Here is a 13,927-nt window from a genome sequence, read left to right as displayed (position 1 = left end):
GCCCGCATTATACAGTTGTGAATAGGAAGGCGGGCCGCGACGGGTCTATCAGGACCGAGACGGCAGGGAGCGGCTCGATGCGGCGCACGATGGTCTGGGTCGCACTGGCGCTGCTGGTGCCCGCGGGGGCCCGCGCCGAGCCGAAGGACAGCTTCGCCCGGATCGACCAGATCAACCGCGCCTCTCTGGTCATGACGGTGGAGACCGGCATCGTGCCGCGGGCGCTGGGCGCGACCATCGCCCGCGCCCTCGACCGGGTCGCCGCCGACGCCGCGAAGCCGGGTGCGGAGCGGCCGGACGACTACCTGCGGATCGAGCCGCTGATCACCGCCATCGCGGGCGCCGACGCGACCCGGATGCATTCCGGGCGCAGCCGCCAGGACATCATCCCGACGGTGCTGAAGCTCGAGCAGCGCGACCGCCTCCTGAACCTCGCCAAGGCGCTCGACGAGACCCGGGCGGCCCTGCTGACCGTGGCCGAGCGCGAGGCCGACACGATCGTCCCGGCCTACACCAACGGCGTCCAGGCCCAGCCGACGACGCTCGGCCACATCTATCTGGGCTACGCGGCCGTCCTCGCCCGCGACGCGGACCGTCTCCGGGAGACCTGGGCGCGGCTGAACCTGTCGCCCCTGGGCGCGGCCGCCCTGGGAACGTCGAGCTTCCCGGTGAACCGCGAGCGGCTGGCGGCGCTGCTCGGCTTCGACGCGCCGGTGGAGAACAGCTACGATTCCGGCCAGCTCGCGCCGATGGATATGGGGATCGAGCTGACCGGGCTCGCGGCGAACCTCGCCACCACGGCCGGCAGCTTCGCGCAGGACCTCTACGCGCAGTACCACCAGACCCGGCCCTGGATCCTGCTGCGGGAGGGCGCGCTGACCGGGCCCAGCAGCATCATGCCGCAGAAGCGCAACCCCGTCGCGCTCTACAGCCTGCGCATGAAGGCCAGCGACGTCGTGGGGGCCGCGCAGGCCTTCGTCATCATGGCGCACAACGTCGATTCCGGCATGCCGGACTACAAGCGCAACCAGGCCGAGCCGCCCGGGCGGACCCTGGCCGAGGCCGCCGAGATGTGCCGGCGCTGGACCCGCGTCCTCGACGGGCTGGTCGTCGACCGGGCGCGCGCCGCCGACGAGGTCGCGGCGGACTATTCCACCACCACCGAGCTCGCCGACACGCTCCAGCGCGAGGCCGACGTTCCGTTCCGGCTCGGCCACCACTTCGCGTCCGAGCTGGTGAGCTACGGCCGCAGCCACGACCTGCGCCCGGCCGACCTGCCCTTCCCGGAGGTGCGGCGCATCTACGCCGAGGCCGCGGCGGGGTCGGGGCTGACGCCGGACCTGCCCCTCGACGAGGCCCGCTTCCGGGCGGCTCTCTCGGCCCGCGGCATGATCGACGCCGCGAAGGGCCTCGGCGGTCCGCAGCCCGCGGAGGTCCGGCGGATGCTGGGCGCCGCGCAGACGCGGCTGCGGACCGACCGCGACTGGCTCGACGCCCGCCGCACGGGCCTGGCCGACGCCCGGGCGCGGCTCGACGCCGCCTTCGCGGCCCTGACGCGCGAGCCCTGAGCCCGGCGCGGGGGCGCCGTGCCGAAACTCTGCCGTGACAGGGCCAATATTGCGGTATAGCGCGCGCCTGACGCCTGCCGGCTGAAGCGGGCCTCTCCCGATCGGTCGCCTTGCCCCCTCTCCGCACTCTCGGCCTCTGGGCCGCCCTCGCCGCCGCGTCGGCGGCCGTGTCGTACGGCCTGATGCAGGCGCAGTTCCCGGCCGCGCTGCTGCTCGGGCCGATGATCGCGGCCATCGCCTTCGGTGTCGGCGGGTCGCGCCTGCGCGTCCCGCGGGCCGCGTTCCAGGCCTCCCAGGCGGCGATCGGTTGCCTCGTCGCGCACGCCGTCACCGGGCAGATCGCCCAGACCCTGCTGGAGGACGGGCCGCTCATCGTCGCCGTCGTGCTGGTCACCGTCGCGGTCAGCGGCCTCGTCGGCTGGATCCTGACCCGCCTGCGCGTGCTTCCCGGCACCACGGCGGCCTGGGGATCTTCCCCCGGCGGCGCCTCCGCCATGGTGGCGATGGCCGAGGATTTCGGCGCCGATCCGCGCCTCGTCGCCTTCATGCAGTACGTGCGTGTCGCCGCCGTGGTGTTCTCGGCCTCGCTGGCGGCCCGCTTCCTGATGGAGACGCCGGTCGCGGGCGCGTCGGCCGGTGTGGGCGAGGTCACCGGCCCGCTCTCGCTGCTCGCGACGCTCGCGGTCGCCGTCGTGGGCGCGGGCGCGGCGCTCGCCCTGCGGGTTCCCGCGGGCGCGCAGGTCGGGCCGATGGTGCTCGGCAGCCTGCTCCACGCCACCGGGCTCGTGCGCATGGCGCTGCCGGTGCCGCTCCTCGAGCTCGCCTACGCCTGCATCGGCATCTACGTGGGCCTGCGCTTCACCCGGGAGACCCTGCGCCTGACCGTCACCGCCCTGCCGGGCATCCTGGCGGCGACCTCCTCGGTCATCGCCCTCTGCGCGGCCTGGGGCTGGGGGCTGACCCTGCTGCTGCCCATCGACCTGCTGACCGCGATCCTCGCCACGAGCCCGGGCGGGCTCGACTCGGTGGCGATCATCGCGGTCGGCTCGAAGGCGGACGTCTCCTTCGTGCTCGCCGTCCAGACCCTGCGCCTGTTCGTGGTGCTGCTCACCGGCCCGCTGCTCGCCAAGTGGATCAGCCGGTCCGTGCCGGAGGCCGCCATCCGATGAACGCCCTGGTCCTCGCCTTCCTCAACTCCTGGCGCGGCCTGCGCCACGGCGCGCGCACCGAGCGGGCCGTGCGCCAGGAACTCGTGCTCCTGGCCCTGGGCATCCCGGTCGCCCTGTTCCTCGGCGCGACGCTCTGGGTGCGCGTCGCCCTGATGGTCAGCCTCCTGCTGATGCTGGCCGCGGAGTTCCTGAACACCGCCGTCGAGAAGCTCTGCGACCACGTCCATCCGGGGCATCACCCGATGATCGGCACCGTGAAGGACCTCGCCTCCGCCGGCACCTTCATGGCGCAGATGGCGGCGCTGCTCGTCTGGGTGGCGGCGCTGGTGGAACGCCTCGGCTGACCTGCCGCGCGCGGGCCGCGCTCGCATCCGCGGGCCGGAGGGTCTATCTGGCCGGCATCGCCCCGCGCATCGGCCGAGACTCCACACCGTGACGGACTACATCCGCAAGATCCTCACCGCCCGCGTCTACGACGTGGCGATCGAGAGCCCCCTCGATCCGATGCCGCGCCTGACGCAGCGGCTCGGCCGGCCGGTCCTGCTCAAGCGCGAGGATCTCCAGCCGGTCTTCTCGTTCAAGCTGCGCGGCGCCTACAACAAGATGTCGGGCCTGCAGCCCGACCAGATCGCCCGCGGCGTGGTCTGCGCCTCCGCGGGCAACCACGCGCAGGGCGTCGCGCTCGCCGCCGCCAAGCTCGGCGCGCGCGCCGTGATCGTCATGCCGCGCACCACCCCCTCCATCAAGGTCGATGCCTGCCGGGCCCGCGGGGCCGAGGTCGTGCTGCACGGCGACGCCTTCGACGAGGCGCTGGCGCAGGCCAAGATCCTCGAGGCCGAGCAGGGCCTGACCTTCCTGCATCCCTTCGACGATCCGGACGTGATCGCCGGCCAGGGCACCATCGGCAAGGAGATCCTGGAGCAGCATACCGGCCCGATCGAGGCGATCTTCGTGCCGGTGGGCGGCGGCGGGCTCGCCGCCGGGATCGCCACCTTCGTGAAGTACCTGCGGCCCGGCACCAAGGTGATCGGCGTCGAGCCCGAGGACGCCGCCTGCATGGCCGCGGCGCTCGCGGCCGACACCCGGGTCAGCCTGCCCAGCGTCGGCCTGTTCGCCGACGGCGTCGCCGTGCGGCAGGCCGGCGAGGAGACCTTCCGGCTCTGCCGCGAGCACCTCGACGAGGTCATCACCGTGGACACCGACGCCATGTGCGCCGCGGTGAAGGACATCTTCGACGACACCCGCGCGGTCTCCGAGCCGTCCGGGGCGCTGAGCCTCGCCGGTGCCAAGCTCTACGCCGAGCGCGAGGGCGGCGACGGCACGCTGATCGCCATCTCGTCGGGGGCGAACCTGAACTTCGACCGCCTGCGCCACATCGCCGAGCGCGCCGAGATCGGCGAGCAGCGCGAGGTCCTGATCGGCGTGACGATCCCGGAACGTCCGGGCGCCTATCGCGCCTTCATCCAGGCGCTCGGTCCGCGCGCCGTCACCGAGTTCAACTACCGCCACGCCCCGGGCTCCGAGGCGCAGATCTTCGTGGGCATCAACGTCGGCGGCGGCAAGCGCGAGAAGCAGGAGCTGATCGGCTCGCTGCGGGAGGCCGGCTACCGCGTCCTCGACATGAGCGACAACGAGATGGCGAAGGTCCACGTCCGCTACATGGTCGGCGGCCGGGCCGTCGGCGTGGCGCACGAGCGCCTGTTCCGCTTCCAGTTCCCGGAGCGGCCGGGCGCGCTGATGAAGTTCCTGGAAGCGCTGGGCCCGGACTTCGACATCACGCTGTTCCACTACCGCAACCACGGCGCCGATTACGGCCGGGTGCTCGCCGGGATCGCGGTGCCGCCGGCCGAGCGCGCCCGGTTCGACGCCGTCATCGAGGCGCTCGGCTACCCGGCCACCGACGAGACCGAGAACCCGGCGTACCGCCTGTTCCTCGACGGCGAGGGCGCCGGGGCGCGCTGAGCACCGCGTCGGACGCGGTCAGCTCTCCGCCACGTCGACGGAGGTGACGTCCGGCATCGCCCGCAGCTTCGCCGCGATCGTCTCGAAGCTCGTCCGCGACAGGCGCACGAAGGTGATGGTGACCTCATCGTGGTCGGGGTCGGGGCCCGGACGGACCGTGAAGGTCCGGACGCGCGAGGCGCGCTCGCCCGTCGCCGCCTGCAGGGTGTCGATCGACATGGTGCCCCGACGGGCGGTCAGCCGCAGCGTCTGGGCGCGCATCCGGTCGCGCCAGCGCTCCTCGAAGGGCTTCACGCCGGCCAGGATGCCGACGATGAGCGCGGTCGCGGCCAGCGCCGGAACGTAGAGGCCGCTGCCGATCGCCAGCCCGATCGCCGCCACGCCCCACAGGCTCGCCGCCGTGGTGAGGCCCTTCACGACCTCGCCCCGCAGCAGGATCGTCCCCGCGCCGAGGAAGCCGATGCCGGAGACCACCTGCGCGGCGATGCGGGACGGGTCGAGCACGACGTGCTCGGCGCCCAGCACGTCGGCGAAGCCGAAGGCCGAGACCAGCATGATCAGGCAGGAACCGACGCAGACCAGCATGTGGGTCCGCAGGCCGGCCGCCCAGAGCAGCCGCTCCCGCTCCAGGCCGATCACGCTGCCGAACAGGGCCGCCATCGCCAGCCGGGCCACCATCTCGCCGTTGCCGATCAGAGCCGCCTCCGTGCCTCCGCCCCGTGCGGATGGCCCGGATCCTTGCGGCTTTACCGCGGGCGGATCAAGCGATCCCGAGGGCCGCCTTCTCGACCTCGTAGGCGGCCCGCACGGCGGCGGCGCCGTAGGCGCGCTCCAGCCGCCGCACGGTGAAATGCGCCCGCGCGGTCGACTGGAAGTGATTCATGAAGGCGGTGTTGACCGCCGCCCCGCCGAAGGCGCCGAGGATCGGCACCGCCTGCGCGGCGACCTTCTGGGAGACCACCAGACCGAAGCGCGCCGCGATCTGGGCGGTGAAGCGGATCAGCGCCGGCGCCGACTGGTCGAGGAGCGTCTTGCTCCCGGCGTAGCGGGCGGCCTCCGACAGCGTCTTGGCCAGGGCGGCGCGGACCGCGAAGTAGCCGCTCTCGGTGAGCGCCGAGCCCGCCTCGGTCTCGGCCATGGCCCGGCCGCCGAGGGCGAAGACCTGCACGCAGGCGAGCGCGCCCTCGGGCGTCTCCAGATTCTCCCCCTCCTCCCGGGCGATCTCGGCGATCGAGCGCAGCATCAGCGTGGTCGAGACCGGAAGCTCGACCGCCAGCGTGGCGAGGCCGAACGCGCCGCCGACCGCGCCCGAGAGCGCCGCCATCGCCTTGTGCTTGGCGTCGCCCGAGCCGAGCAGCCGCGCGAGACGGCCCTCGGCCTTCGCGGCGACGGCGCCGAACCCCTCGCCCTCGGCCCGGACGAGCTCCTTGCGCGGCAGCGTCGCCAGGGCGACCCGCAGCGCCCCCCGCATGGCCACCTCGGTGCTGCGGCTGACCGCCTCGGTGACCGGGGCCGGCAGCGATCGGCCGATGATGTCGAGGGGCGCGCCGGCCGCCGCGGAGAGCCGCGCCGCGAGGCTCGGTCGCTCCAGCACCTGCACGGCACGGCGCAGGGCGGCGAGGTCCGCGTCGCTCAGCACCGTCTCTGGCGTCTCCGCCGGCAGCGTCTCGCCGGCGAGGGTGAGGTCGCTCGTGCTCATCCGTCGATCCCTGGATCTGTCCCGCTCACGCGGCCCCCGGGGCGCGCGCCGTGGTAGGAAGCTCGGGCCCCGGGATGCGGTTCCCCGGCTCTTGGGCGTCCCGCGCCGGCGCCGCGGCCTCCGCCCGCCCGCTCCGCCGCCCGACCGCCAGGCAGAGCGCCAGGACGGGGATTCCCACCAGGGAGGTCATGACGAAGAAGGCCGGATAGCCGATCGCCGCGACCACGAAGCCCGACGAGCCGGCGATCAGCTTGCCCGGCAGCGCGTAGAGCGAGGAGAACAGCGCGTACTGCGTCGCCGCGTAGGCCGGGCTGGTGAGGCTCGACATGTAGGCGATCAGCACGATCCCCGCGAAGGAGCCGCAGAAATTCTCGATGGAGATGGCTACCGTCAGGCGCCAGATCTCGGGCGCGCCGGCCGCCAGCCACGCGAAGGCGAGGTGCGAGGCGGCGGCCAGGAAGGCGCCCAGCAGCAGCGTCGGGAACAGGCCGAGCCGTGCCAGCGCCCAGCCGCCCGCGAAGCCGCCCGCGATGCCGACCCAGATGCCGTAGAGCTTGGTGACGGTGGCGATCTCCTTCAGGTCGAAGCCCAGCGTCCGGTAGAGCGGGCTCGCCATCACGCCGGACAGGAAGTCGGGCAGCCGGAACAGGGCCACGAGCAGGAGGATGCCCCAGAGCGCGCCGCCGAACCGGCCGTGCAGCTCGGTCAGCGGCTCCAGGATGGCGCGGCGCATCGACCAGAACCGGGACCGGCCGGGCGTCTCGGCTCGCGCCGCGCGCGGCGCGTCGAAGGCCGGGGCCAGCAGCGCGGCGATCATCCCGACCAGCATGAGCGCGGCCATGATCAGGTAGGCCAGCGTCCAGCCCCCCGCCGAGGCGATGAACAGCGCCCCCGCGCCGGCGGTGATCAGGCCGATGCGGTATCCGAGGTTCGAGGTCGCCGCCAGGATGCCCTGGAAGTCGCTGCCGGCGGCGTCGATGCGCCAGCCGTCGATCACGACGTCCTGGCTGGCCGCGCAGAACGCCACCAGGAAGGCCCCGAGGCCCAGGAGCGCGAGGTTCGTCTTCGGATCCGAGAAGGCCATCAGGATCAGGCACAGGGCGACCGCGGCCTGCGTCGTCACCATCCAGGCGCGGCGGCGCCCGAGGCGGGCGCTCAGCACCGGCACGTTCAGGCGGTCGATGGCGGGTGCCCAGAGGAACTTCAGCGAGTAGGGCAGCGCCACGTAGCTGAACAGGCCGATCGCCCGCACGTCGATGTCCGAGAAGGCGAGGCGGAGCGTGAAGGTCCCCAGCACCAGGAGCAGCGGCAGGCCGGACGAGAATCCGAGGGCCAGCATGAGCACGATCCGCCGGTCCTCGACGATGTCGCGGAGCCGGAAGCGACGCGTCGCCTGTGGCTGGTTCGCCATGGCATGGAACTCCTGAGCGTTCGTGGCCTTGATCCCGCGAAATCGTGGCAGCCTTACGCCGCACCTGTTCTCGCTGGATCGTGCTGTCTTGCGCCCCAATCTTGGTAGAAGCTTGCTTAACGCGGTGTCCACGTCCCGCGGTCGGAGCGCGATGGTGGCGCCGCCGGACGAACGGGATCACCGCCTGACTGTGGAATGATGCGTTGAGTGCCCGATCCGAGACCGGTCCGCCCCTCGCGACGCTCGTCGACGCGTTCGCGTCGAGCCCGTCGCCGATGGTCATCACCGATGCCCGCGCCCCCGACAACCCGATCGCCTGGGCCAACGACGCGTTCCTGACCGCCACCGGCTACGCCGCCGACGAGATCGTCGGGCGCAACTGCCGCATGCTGCAGGGCCCGGCCACCGACCGGTCGACGGTGCAGCGCATCCGCTCGGCCGTCGAGGCCGCCGAGCCGATCTCCGTGGAGCTGCTGAACTACCGCAAGGACGGGTCGTCGTTCTGGAACGCGATGACCATCACCCCGGTGCGCGACGCGGAGGGGCTCGCCTATTTCTACGCCGCCCAGGCCGACATGACCCACGTCCACCAGATGGAAGTGGCGATGCGCGGCACCAACGACGAGCTGGAGCGCCTCGTCACGGCCCGGACCCAGGACCTGACAGCGGCCCTGGAGCAGAAGACCGCCCTGCTGCACGAGGTCGATCACCGGGTGAAGAACAATCTTCAGGTGATCTCCTCGCTGATGCTCCTGAAGGCGCGGCGCACGCCCGAGGGCGAGGCGCGGGACGCGCTCCAGGGCATGGCGGAGCGGATCGGCGCCCTCTCGACGGCGCACCGGATGCTCTACTCCGAGGGCGACTGCACGCACTTCAACCTCGGCGACTTCGCGGCCGAGTTCCTGGCCGACATGAATGCCGGCCTCGACCCGGAGCGGCGCCGGGTGGAGGCCGATGTCGAACCGATCGCGGTGGCCGCCGCGATGGCGGCCCCCCTCGCGCTGATGATCCACGAACTGACGGCCAACGCCCTGCGCCACGCCTTCCCGGACGAGCGGGAGGGACGCGTGTCGATCGTCGCCCGCCGCACCGATGGCGGGATGCACATGACGATCCGCGACAACGGCGTCGGCGTCGCCGCGGCGGCGCCGAACCCGGCGGGTTTCGGTCGCAATCTCGTGGAGATGGTGGTCCGGCAGATGCGCGGGACGATCGCCTGGGCGGATGCCGGTCCGGGCACGACCGTCGAGATCGACATCCCGCTCAAGCAGCTGGCTTGAGAAATCGACGTGGAGGCATCAAGCTCGTCGGCCGCGGGGCCGGAGGACGAGGAGCGCATGGGGACCGGGAACGCCGCCGCGGACGCCGCGCTCCGCATCCTCGTCGTGGAAGACGAGGCCCTGATCGCCCTCGAGCTGGAATCCCTGCTGGACGATCTCGGGCACGTCACGGTCGGCGTCGCCGGCAACGCGACGGAGGCCATCGCGCTCGGCCGGTCCACGGCGCCCGACGTCGCCCTCGTGGATATCCACCTCGTCGACGGCCCGACCGGGATCGACGTGGCTCGGGCGCTGTCGGCCGACCGGCGCACCACGGTGGTGTTCATGACCGCCAACGCCAAGCGCATCCCGGCCGATTTCGCCGGCGCGATCGGGGTGATCGCCAAGCCCTATTCCGAGCGCGTCGTGGCCAGCACCCTCGACTACGTGGCCGATCGCCGGGCCGGCCGCGACGGGCCGGCCTGCCCGGACGGGTTCTCGCCCGCTCCGGCCTGAGGATCTTCGGGCCGAGCCGCCGCGGCGCGGCCGCCGGGTCTCAGCCCCGCGCCGCGCGCTCGCGCTTCAGGCGGTAGAGCGCGTCGAGCGCCTCGCGCGGCGTCAGCGCGTCCGGATCGATCGCGTCGAGCAGCGCGCCCAGCGGATCCTCCGGCGGAGGCTCCGGTGGCGGCGGAGGAGCGAGCGCGGCGAACAGCGGCAGGTCGTCGATCCGGGCGCGGGCCGGGCGGCCCCGCTCGGCTTTCTCGAGGCTCTTGAGGATCGCCCCGGCCCGGGTCACGACGCTGCCCGGGAGTCCGGCGAGCCGGGCCACCTGCAGCCCGTAGCTGCGCTCGGCGACCCCCGGCACGACCTCGTGCAGGAACACGACGCCGTCCCGGTGCTCGGCCACCTTCAGGGTCGCGTTCTCGAGGCGCGCCAGCCGGTCGCCGAGGGCCGTCAGCTCGTGGAAATGCGTGGCGAACAGCGCCCGGCAGGCGTTCACCTCGTGGAGATGTTCGAGGCAGGCCCAGGCGATCGACAGGCCGTCGAAGGTCGCGGTGCCGCGGCCGATCTCGTCCAGGATCACCAGGGAGCGCCGCGTCGCCTGATTGAGGATCGCCGCCGTCTCGACCATCTCGACCATGAAGGTCGACTGCCCCCGGGCGAGGTCGTCGGCGGCGCCGACGCGGGAGAACAGCCGGTCGACCCGGCCGATCCGCGCCTCCGCGGCCGGCACGAAGGCGCCCATCTGGGCGAGCACCGCGATCAGCGCGTTCTGGCGCAGGAAGGTCGATTTGCCGCCCATGTTCGGGCCGGTGATCAGGCGGATCCGGCCGCGCGTATCTCCGGACAGGTCGCAATCGTTGGCGATGAACGGCTCGCCGGCCCGGCGCAGGGCCGCCTCGACCACCGGGTGGCGGCCGCCGACCACGACGAAGCTGAGCGATTCGTCGACCACGGGGCGCCGCCAGTCGAGCTCGACGGCGAGTTCCGCGTGGCTCGCCGCCACGTCGAGCCCGGCCAGCGCCTCGGCCACCTCGGCGATGGGCTCGGCCCGGGCCAGCACGCGGGCCGCGAGGTCGTCGAAGACGGCGGCCTCCAGGGCCAGCGCGCGGTCGGAGGCGCCCGAGATCTTCGACTCCAGCTCGCCCAGCTCGACGCTGGTGAAGCGCATGGCGTCCACCATGGTCTGGCGGTGGACGAACTCGCTCTGCAGGCCCTTCAGGCAGGCCTCGCCGACGGATTGCGGGACCTCGATGAAGTAGCCCAGCAGGTTGTTGTGCTTGATCCGCAGGGTCCGGCAGCCGGTCTGCTCGGCGTAGCGCGCCTGCAGGGCCGCGATCACCTTGCGGGAATCCTGGCCGAGGGTCCGCGCCTCGTCGATCTCCGGGTGGTAGCCCGCGCGCACGAAGCCGCCGTCGCGCCGGCTCAGGGGCAGCTCGTCGGCGAGCGCCGCCGCCAGCGTCGCGATGAGCTCCGGGTCGGCCTCGGCCAGGTGCTCGGCCAGCCGGGCGAGATCCACCGGGAGACCGGGGATGGCGGCGAGGCGGGCGCCGAGATCCGCCGCCACCGCGAGGCCGTCGCGGATGGCCGCGAGGTCGCGCGGGCCCGCACGGCCGAGCCCGGTCCGCGAGAGTGCCCGGGCGAGGTCGGGGGCCCGCGCCAGGGCGTCGCGCAGGCCGCCGCGCAGGCGCGCGTCCTCCACCAGGTACGCCACCGCCGCGTGCCGCCGGGCGATGGCGTCGAGGTGGGTGAGCGGGCCCGCGAGGTGCTCGGCGAGCAGTCGCGCCCCGTTCGCCGTCACGGTCCGGTCGATCGTGGCGAGGAGGCTCCCGGCGCGCTCCCCCGACAGGGTGCGGGTGAGTTCGAGGTTGGCCCGCGTCGCCGCGTCGATCGCCAGAGTCGCGCCGCCATCCTCGCGGGTCGGGACGGCCAGGGGCGGACGGGCCGCGAGCTGCGTCCGGGCGATGTAGAGGAGCGCCGCCCCGGCCGCCGCGATCTCGGCTCGGGTGAACTGGCCGAACCCCTCCAGGGTCGAGACGCCGTACTGCTCGCGCAGGCGCCGTTCGGCGGCGGCGGGCTCGAGCTCGGCCTGTGCCAGGGGCACGACGGCGGCGCGGCTCTCCTGCCAGAGCCGCGCGAGGGCCGGATCGGCGTGGATCGCCTCCGACAGGACGATCTCCCGCGGGTCGTGCCGGGCGATGGCGCCGGACAGGTCGCCGCCCGCGACCTCGCTCAGGGAGAAGCGGCCGGTGGAGATGTCCACCGCGGCGAGGCCGTAGGCGACTGCCCCCTCCCCGGTCTTCCGGCGGCCGATCGCCAGGAGGAGGTTGGCGCGGGCCGGGTCGAGGAGCCGGTCCTCCGTGATCGTGCCGGGGGTGACGAGCCGCACGACCTCGCGGCGGACCACGGATTTGGGCCCGCGCTTCTTGGCCTCGGCCGGATCCTCGGTCTGCTCGCACACCGCCACCCGGTGGCCGAGGGCGATGAGACGGTTGAGGTAGTCGTCGGACCGTTCGACCGGCACGCCGCACATCGGGATCTCGCTGCCCGCGTGCTTGCCGCGCTTCGTCAGGACGATGCCGAGCGCCCGGGACGCGGTCTCCGCATCCTCGAAGAACAGCTCGTAGAAGTCGCCCATCCGGTAGAACAGGAGGCAGTCCGGATTGGCGGCCTTGATCTCGATGTACTGCGCCATCATCGGCGTCGCGCCGGCCGGGTCCAGGCCGGGCGGGGGCGTCGTGTCGGCGGTGGGGCGGACGGCAGTTCGGGCCATGCCGCGTCTTAGCAGAGCGCCGCGGGCGAATCAGGCTGCGCGAACCGACGCGGCTGGGGAGAAGGCGCCCGGACGGCGCATCGCCGGTGGATGGCGCCCGGATCCGGCGCAGCCTGTGCGGGATCCGGACGCGGGTCGGATGTCAGTAGCGCGGGCCGCCCGTGGTGTTGCCGAGCTGCTGCTGGTAGCCCGGGCGCGACGGATTGCGGGCGTTCGGGTTGCCGTGCCGCATCGTGTTCATGCGCCGCATCCGGCGCTCGTGCCGGGTCGAGTGATGGCGGTGCATCCGGTGATGATGCATGCGGTGGTGGCGATGCATCGCCACGGTCTCGACCATGTCGGATCCGGCGAAGCCGGGCTGCGCGATCGCGGGCGCGGCCTGCGACGCGACGGTTCCGGCCAGGAGGCCGCCGAAGACCACACCCGCGGTCAGGAAAGAACGAAAAGACATCGTGGAGTAGCTCCGATCAGCCCTCGTGGGCCACCACTAAGTGGCAAGTGCTCGTCATGTTCCGGATTCGGAGGCGAAAAATGTTGCGGGGCTCCCGGAAGGCGCACGGATTACCGCTGCGGCCGGCGCGTGCTCGAACGCGCCGGCGCCGAGACTTCCGAGAACCGTCCGTGCACTGAATAGCGTTCTGCAACTTGCCCGCGTGAACCGGCCGGCGTTCCTGCGCGGGGCCCCGGCGGCTAACGGAGGAACGCGGCGAGATCGGCGTTGACCGCTTCGGGTTCCTCGTGGGCGAGCCAGTGGCTGGCCCGCTCGTACCAGCGGAGTTGGCCGGCGTCACAGTACGCGAGGCTCGCCTCCGCCAGGCCGGGTTGCAGCGCGGTGTCCCGCCGCCCCCAGAGGATCAGCACCGGCACCCGCACCCGCGGCGGCCGCGCCCGGGGCAGCTGCACCAGGGCCCGGTACCAGTTCAGCATGCCGGTCATCGCGCCGGGCTGGAGCCACGCCGCGACGTAGTGGTCGAGATCGGCCTCCGCGAAGGCGCCCGGACGGCTGGAGGTCGTCAGCGCGCGCCGCAGGGCACGGCAGCGATCCGCCGTGAGCAGCCGCTCGGGCAGGCGCGGCAGCTGGAAGAGGCCCACGTAGGTGCTGCGCAGCCACTGGCCCGGATGGTGCCGCATGTAGGCGCCGACGACGGCCGGATGCGGCGCGTTGAGGATCGCCAGCCGGTCGATCCGCTCGGGGTGGCGGCTCGCCACCCACCAGGCGACGAGGCCGCCCCAGTCGTGGCCGACCAGCCGCACCGCGGGCGCGCCGCAGGCGTCGGCCAGCGCCAGGACGTCGCCTGCCAGCCGGTCCAGGTGGTAGGCGGCGATCCCCGCAGGCTTGTCGCTGAGTCCGTAGCCCCGCTGGTCCGGCGCGATGATCCGCAGACCCGTCTCGGCGAGGGGCCCGATCTGGTGGCGCCACCCGTACCAGGATTCCGGGAAGCCGTGCAGCAGGATGGTCGGCGGACCCGTCTCGGGGCCCGCCTCGGCCACGTGCAGGGCGACCTCAGGCAGGGCGATCCGGCGAAACTTCACTCCCGCGACGGTCATCCTCGCGCGCTCCGTCATGCCCGGCATCCCTCGCGGC

General features: G+C 73.1%; 12 protein-coding genes. 6 read left to right on the top strand and 6 right to left on the bottom strand.

All coding sequences use genetic code 11. The features are described from left to right. Positions 1-77 precede the first annotated feature (77 nt). The 4 genes from J3A75_RS07085 to ilvA all read left to right on the top strand — a co-directional run bounded on the left by J3A75_RS07085 (position 78) and on the right by ilvA (position 4,699). Positions 78-1,568 carry an argininosuccinate lyase gene (locus tag J3A75_RS07085; RefSeq protein WP_053620232.1) on the top strand — a complete coding sequence of 497 codons (1,491 nt, stop codon included), beginning with the start codon at positions 78-80 and terminating at the stop codon, positions 1,566-1,568. A gap of 110 nt (positions 1,569-1,678) precedes the next feature. After that, complete coding sequence (locus tag J3A75_RS07080) at positions 1,679-2,737, top strand: AbrB family transcriptional regulator (RefSeq protein ID WP_012317636.1); 1,059 nt, start codon at positions 1,679-1,681, stop codon at positions 2,735-2,737. Next, a complete protein-coding gene (locus J3A75_RS07075) occupies positions 2,734-3,081 on the top strand; it encodes a diacylglycerol kinase (protein WP_012317635.1) in 348 nt (115 codons plus the stop codon). The genes J3A75_RS07080 and J3A75_RS07075 overlap by 4 nt, the downstream gene beginning before the upstream one ends. Before the next feature lies 1 nt (position 3,082). Next, the gene (gene ilvA / locus J3A75_RS07070) at positions 3,083-4,699 is read left to right on the top strand and encodes a threonine ammonia-lyase, biosynthetic (protein ID WP_076729411.1); all 1,617 of its coding nucleotides are present in this window, start codon (positions 3,083-3,085) and stop codon (positions 4,697-4,699) included. Positions 4,700-4,717: 18 nt separating this feature from the next. Here ilvA and J3A75_RS07065 read toward each other — a convergent pair whose 3' ends face one another. The 3 genes from J3A75_RS07065 to J3A75_RS07055 form a co-directional block, all read right to left on the bottom strand. Then, positions 4,718-5,377, bottom strand: a complete 660-nt coding sequence (locus J3A75_RS07065) for an MgtC/SapB family protein (RefSeq protein ID WP_012317633.1) — start codon at positions 5,375-5,377, stop codon at positions 4,718-4,720. A gap of 82 nt (positions 5,378-5,459) precedes the next feature. Then, positions 5,460-6,398 carry an EcsC family protein gene (locus tag J3A75_RS07060; protein WP_209649862.1) on the bottom strand — a complete coding sequence of 313 codons (939 nt, stop codon included), beginning with the start codon at positions 6,396-6,398 and terminating at the stop codon, positions 5,460-5,462. Between the two features lie 25 nt (positions 6,399-6,423). Next, on the bottom strand, positions 6,424-7,809 hold the full coding sequence (locus J3A75_RS07055; protein ID WP_024831043.1) for an AmpG family muropeptide MFS transporter: 1,386 nt from the start codon (positions 7,807-7,809) through the stop codon (positions 6,424-6,426). 203 nt (positions 7,810-8,012) lie between these two features. Between J3A75_RS07055 and J3A75_RS07050 the strand changes: the two genes are divergently transcribed. Further along, on the top strand, positions 8,013-9,089 hold the full coding sequence (locus J3A75_RS07050) for a histidine kinase dimerization/phosphoacceptor domain -containing protein (RefSeq protein ID WP_209649860.1): 1,077 nt from the start codon (positions 8,013-8,015) through the stop codon (positions 9,087-9,089). Between the two features lie 57 nt (positions 9,090-9,146). After that, positions 9,147-9,584 carry a response regulator gene (locus J3A75_RS07045; RefSeq protein ID WP_029359876.1) on the top strand — a complete coding sequence of 146 codons (438 nt, stop codon included), beginning with the start codon at positions 9,147-9,149 and terminating at the stop codon, positions 9,582-9,584. Positions 9,585-9,624: 40 nt separating this feature from the next. Here J3A75_RS07045 and mutS read toward each other — a convergent pair whose 3' ends face one another. The 3 genes from mutS to J3A75_RS07030 form a co-directional block, all read right to left on the bottom strand. Further along, entirely contained in the window at positions 9,625-12,342 is a 2,718-nt protein-coding gene (gene mutS, locus J3A75_RS07040; protein ID WP_058607327.1) for a DNA mismatch repair protein MutS, read from the bottom strand. A 142-nt stretch (positions 12,343-12,484) separates the two neighbouring features. Continuing rightward, positions 12,485-12,793 (bottom strand): hypothetical protein, encoded by a 309-nt coding sequence (locus J3A75_RS07035; protein WP_026604979.1) that lies wholly within the window; start codon positions 12,791-12,793, stop codon positions 12,485-12,487. 239 nt (positions 12,794-13,032) lie between these two features. After that, entirely contained in the window at positions 13,033-13,890 is an 858-nt protein-coding gene (locus J3A75_RS07030; RefSeq protein WP_058607352.1) for an alpha/beta fold hydrolase, read from the bottom strand. Between the last annotated feature and the right edge of the window lie 37 nt (positions 13,891-13,927).

The organism is Methylobacterium sp. PvP105 (assembly GCF_017876975.1).
GTDB lineage: Bacteria > Pseudomonadota > Alphaproteobacteria > Rhizobiales > Beijerinckiaceae > Methylobacterium > Methylobacterium radiotolerans.
The sequence above is the reverse complement of the archived record's forward strand: the minus strand, read 5'-3'. Positions and strand labels throughout refer to the sequence as shown.

Bases quoted from the DNA above. Each gene is read 5' to 3' on its own strand.
- J3A75_RS07085 (WP_053620232.1), top strand. From the start codon at position 78: ATGCGGCGCACGATGGTCTGGGTCGCACTGGCGCTGCTGGTGCCCGCG.
- J3A75_RS07075 (WP_012317635.1), top strand. From the start codon at position 2,734: ATGAACGCCCTGGTCCTCGCCTTCCTCAACTCCTGGCGCGGCCTGCGC.
- J3A75_RS07065 (WP_012317633.1), bottom strand. From the start codon at position 5,377: ATGGTGGCCCGGCTGGCGATGGCGGCCCTGTTCGGCAGCGTGATCGGC.
- J3A75_RS07060 (WP_209649862.1), bottom strand. From the start codon at position 6,398: ATGAGCACGAGCGACCTCACCCTCGCCGGCGAGACGCTGCCGGCGGAG.
- J3A75_RS07055 (WP_024831043.1), bottom strand. From the start codon at position 7,809: ATGGCGAACCAGCCACAGGCGACGCGTCGCTTCCGGCTCCGCGACATC.
- J3A75_RS07045 (WP_029359876.1), top strand. From the start codon at position 9,147: ATGGGGACCGGGAACGCCGCCGCGGACGCCGCGCTCCGCATCCTCGTC.
- mutS (WP_058607327.1), bottom strand. From the start codon at position 12,342: ATGGCCCGAACTGCCGTCCGCCCCACCGCCGACACGACGCCCCCGCCC.
- J3A75_RS07035 (WP_026604979.1), bottom strand. From the start codon at position 12,793: ATGTCTTTTCGTTCTTTCCTGACCGCGGGTGTGGTCTTCGGCGGCCTC.
- J3A75_RS07030 (WP_058607352.1), bottom strand. From the start codon at position 13,890: ATGACCGTCGCGGGAGTGAAGTTTCGCCGGATCGCCCTGCCTGAGGTC.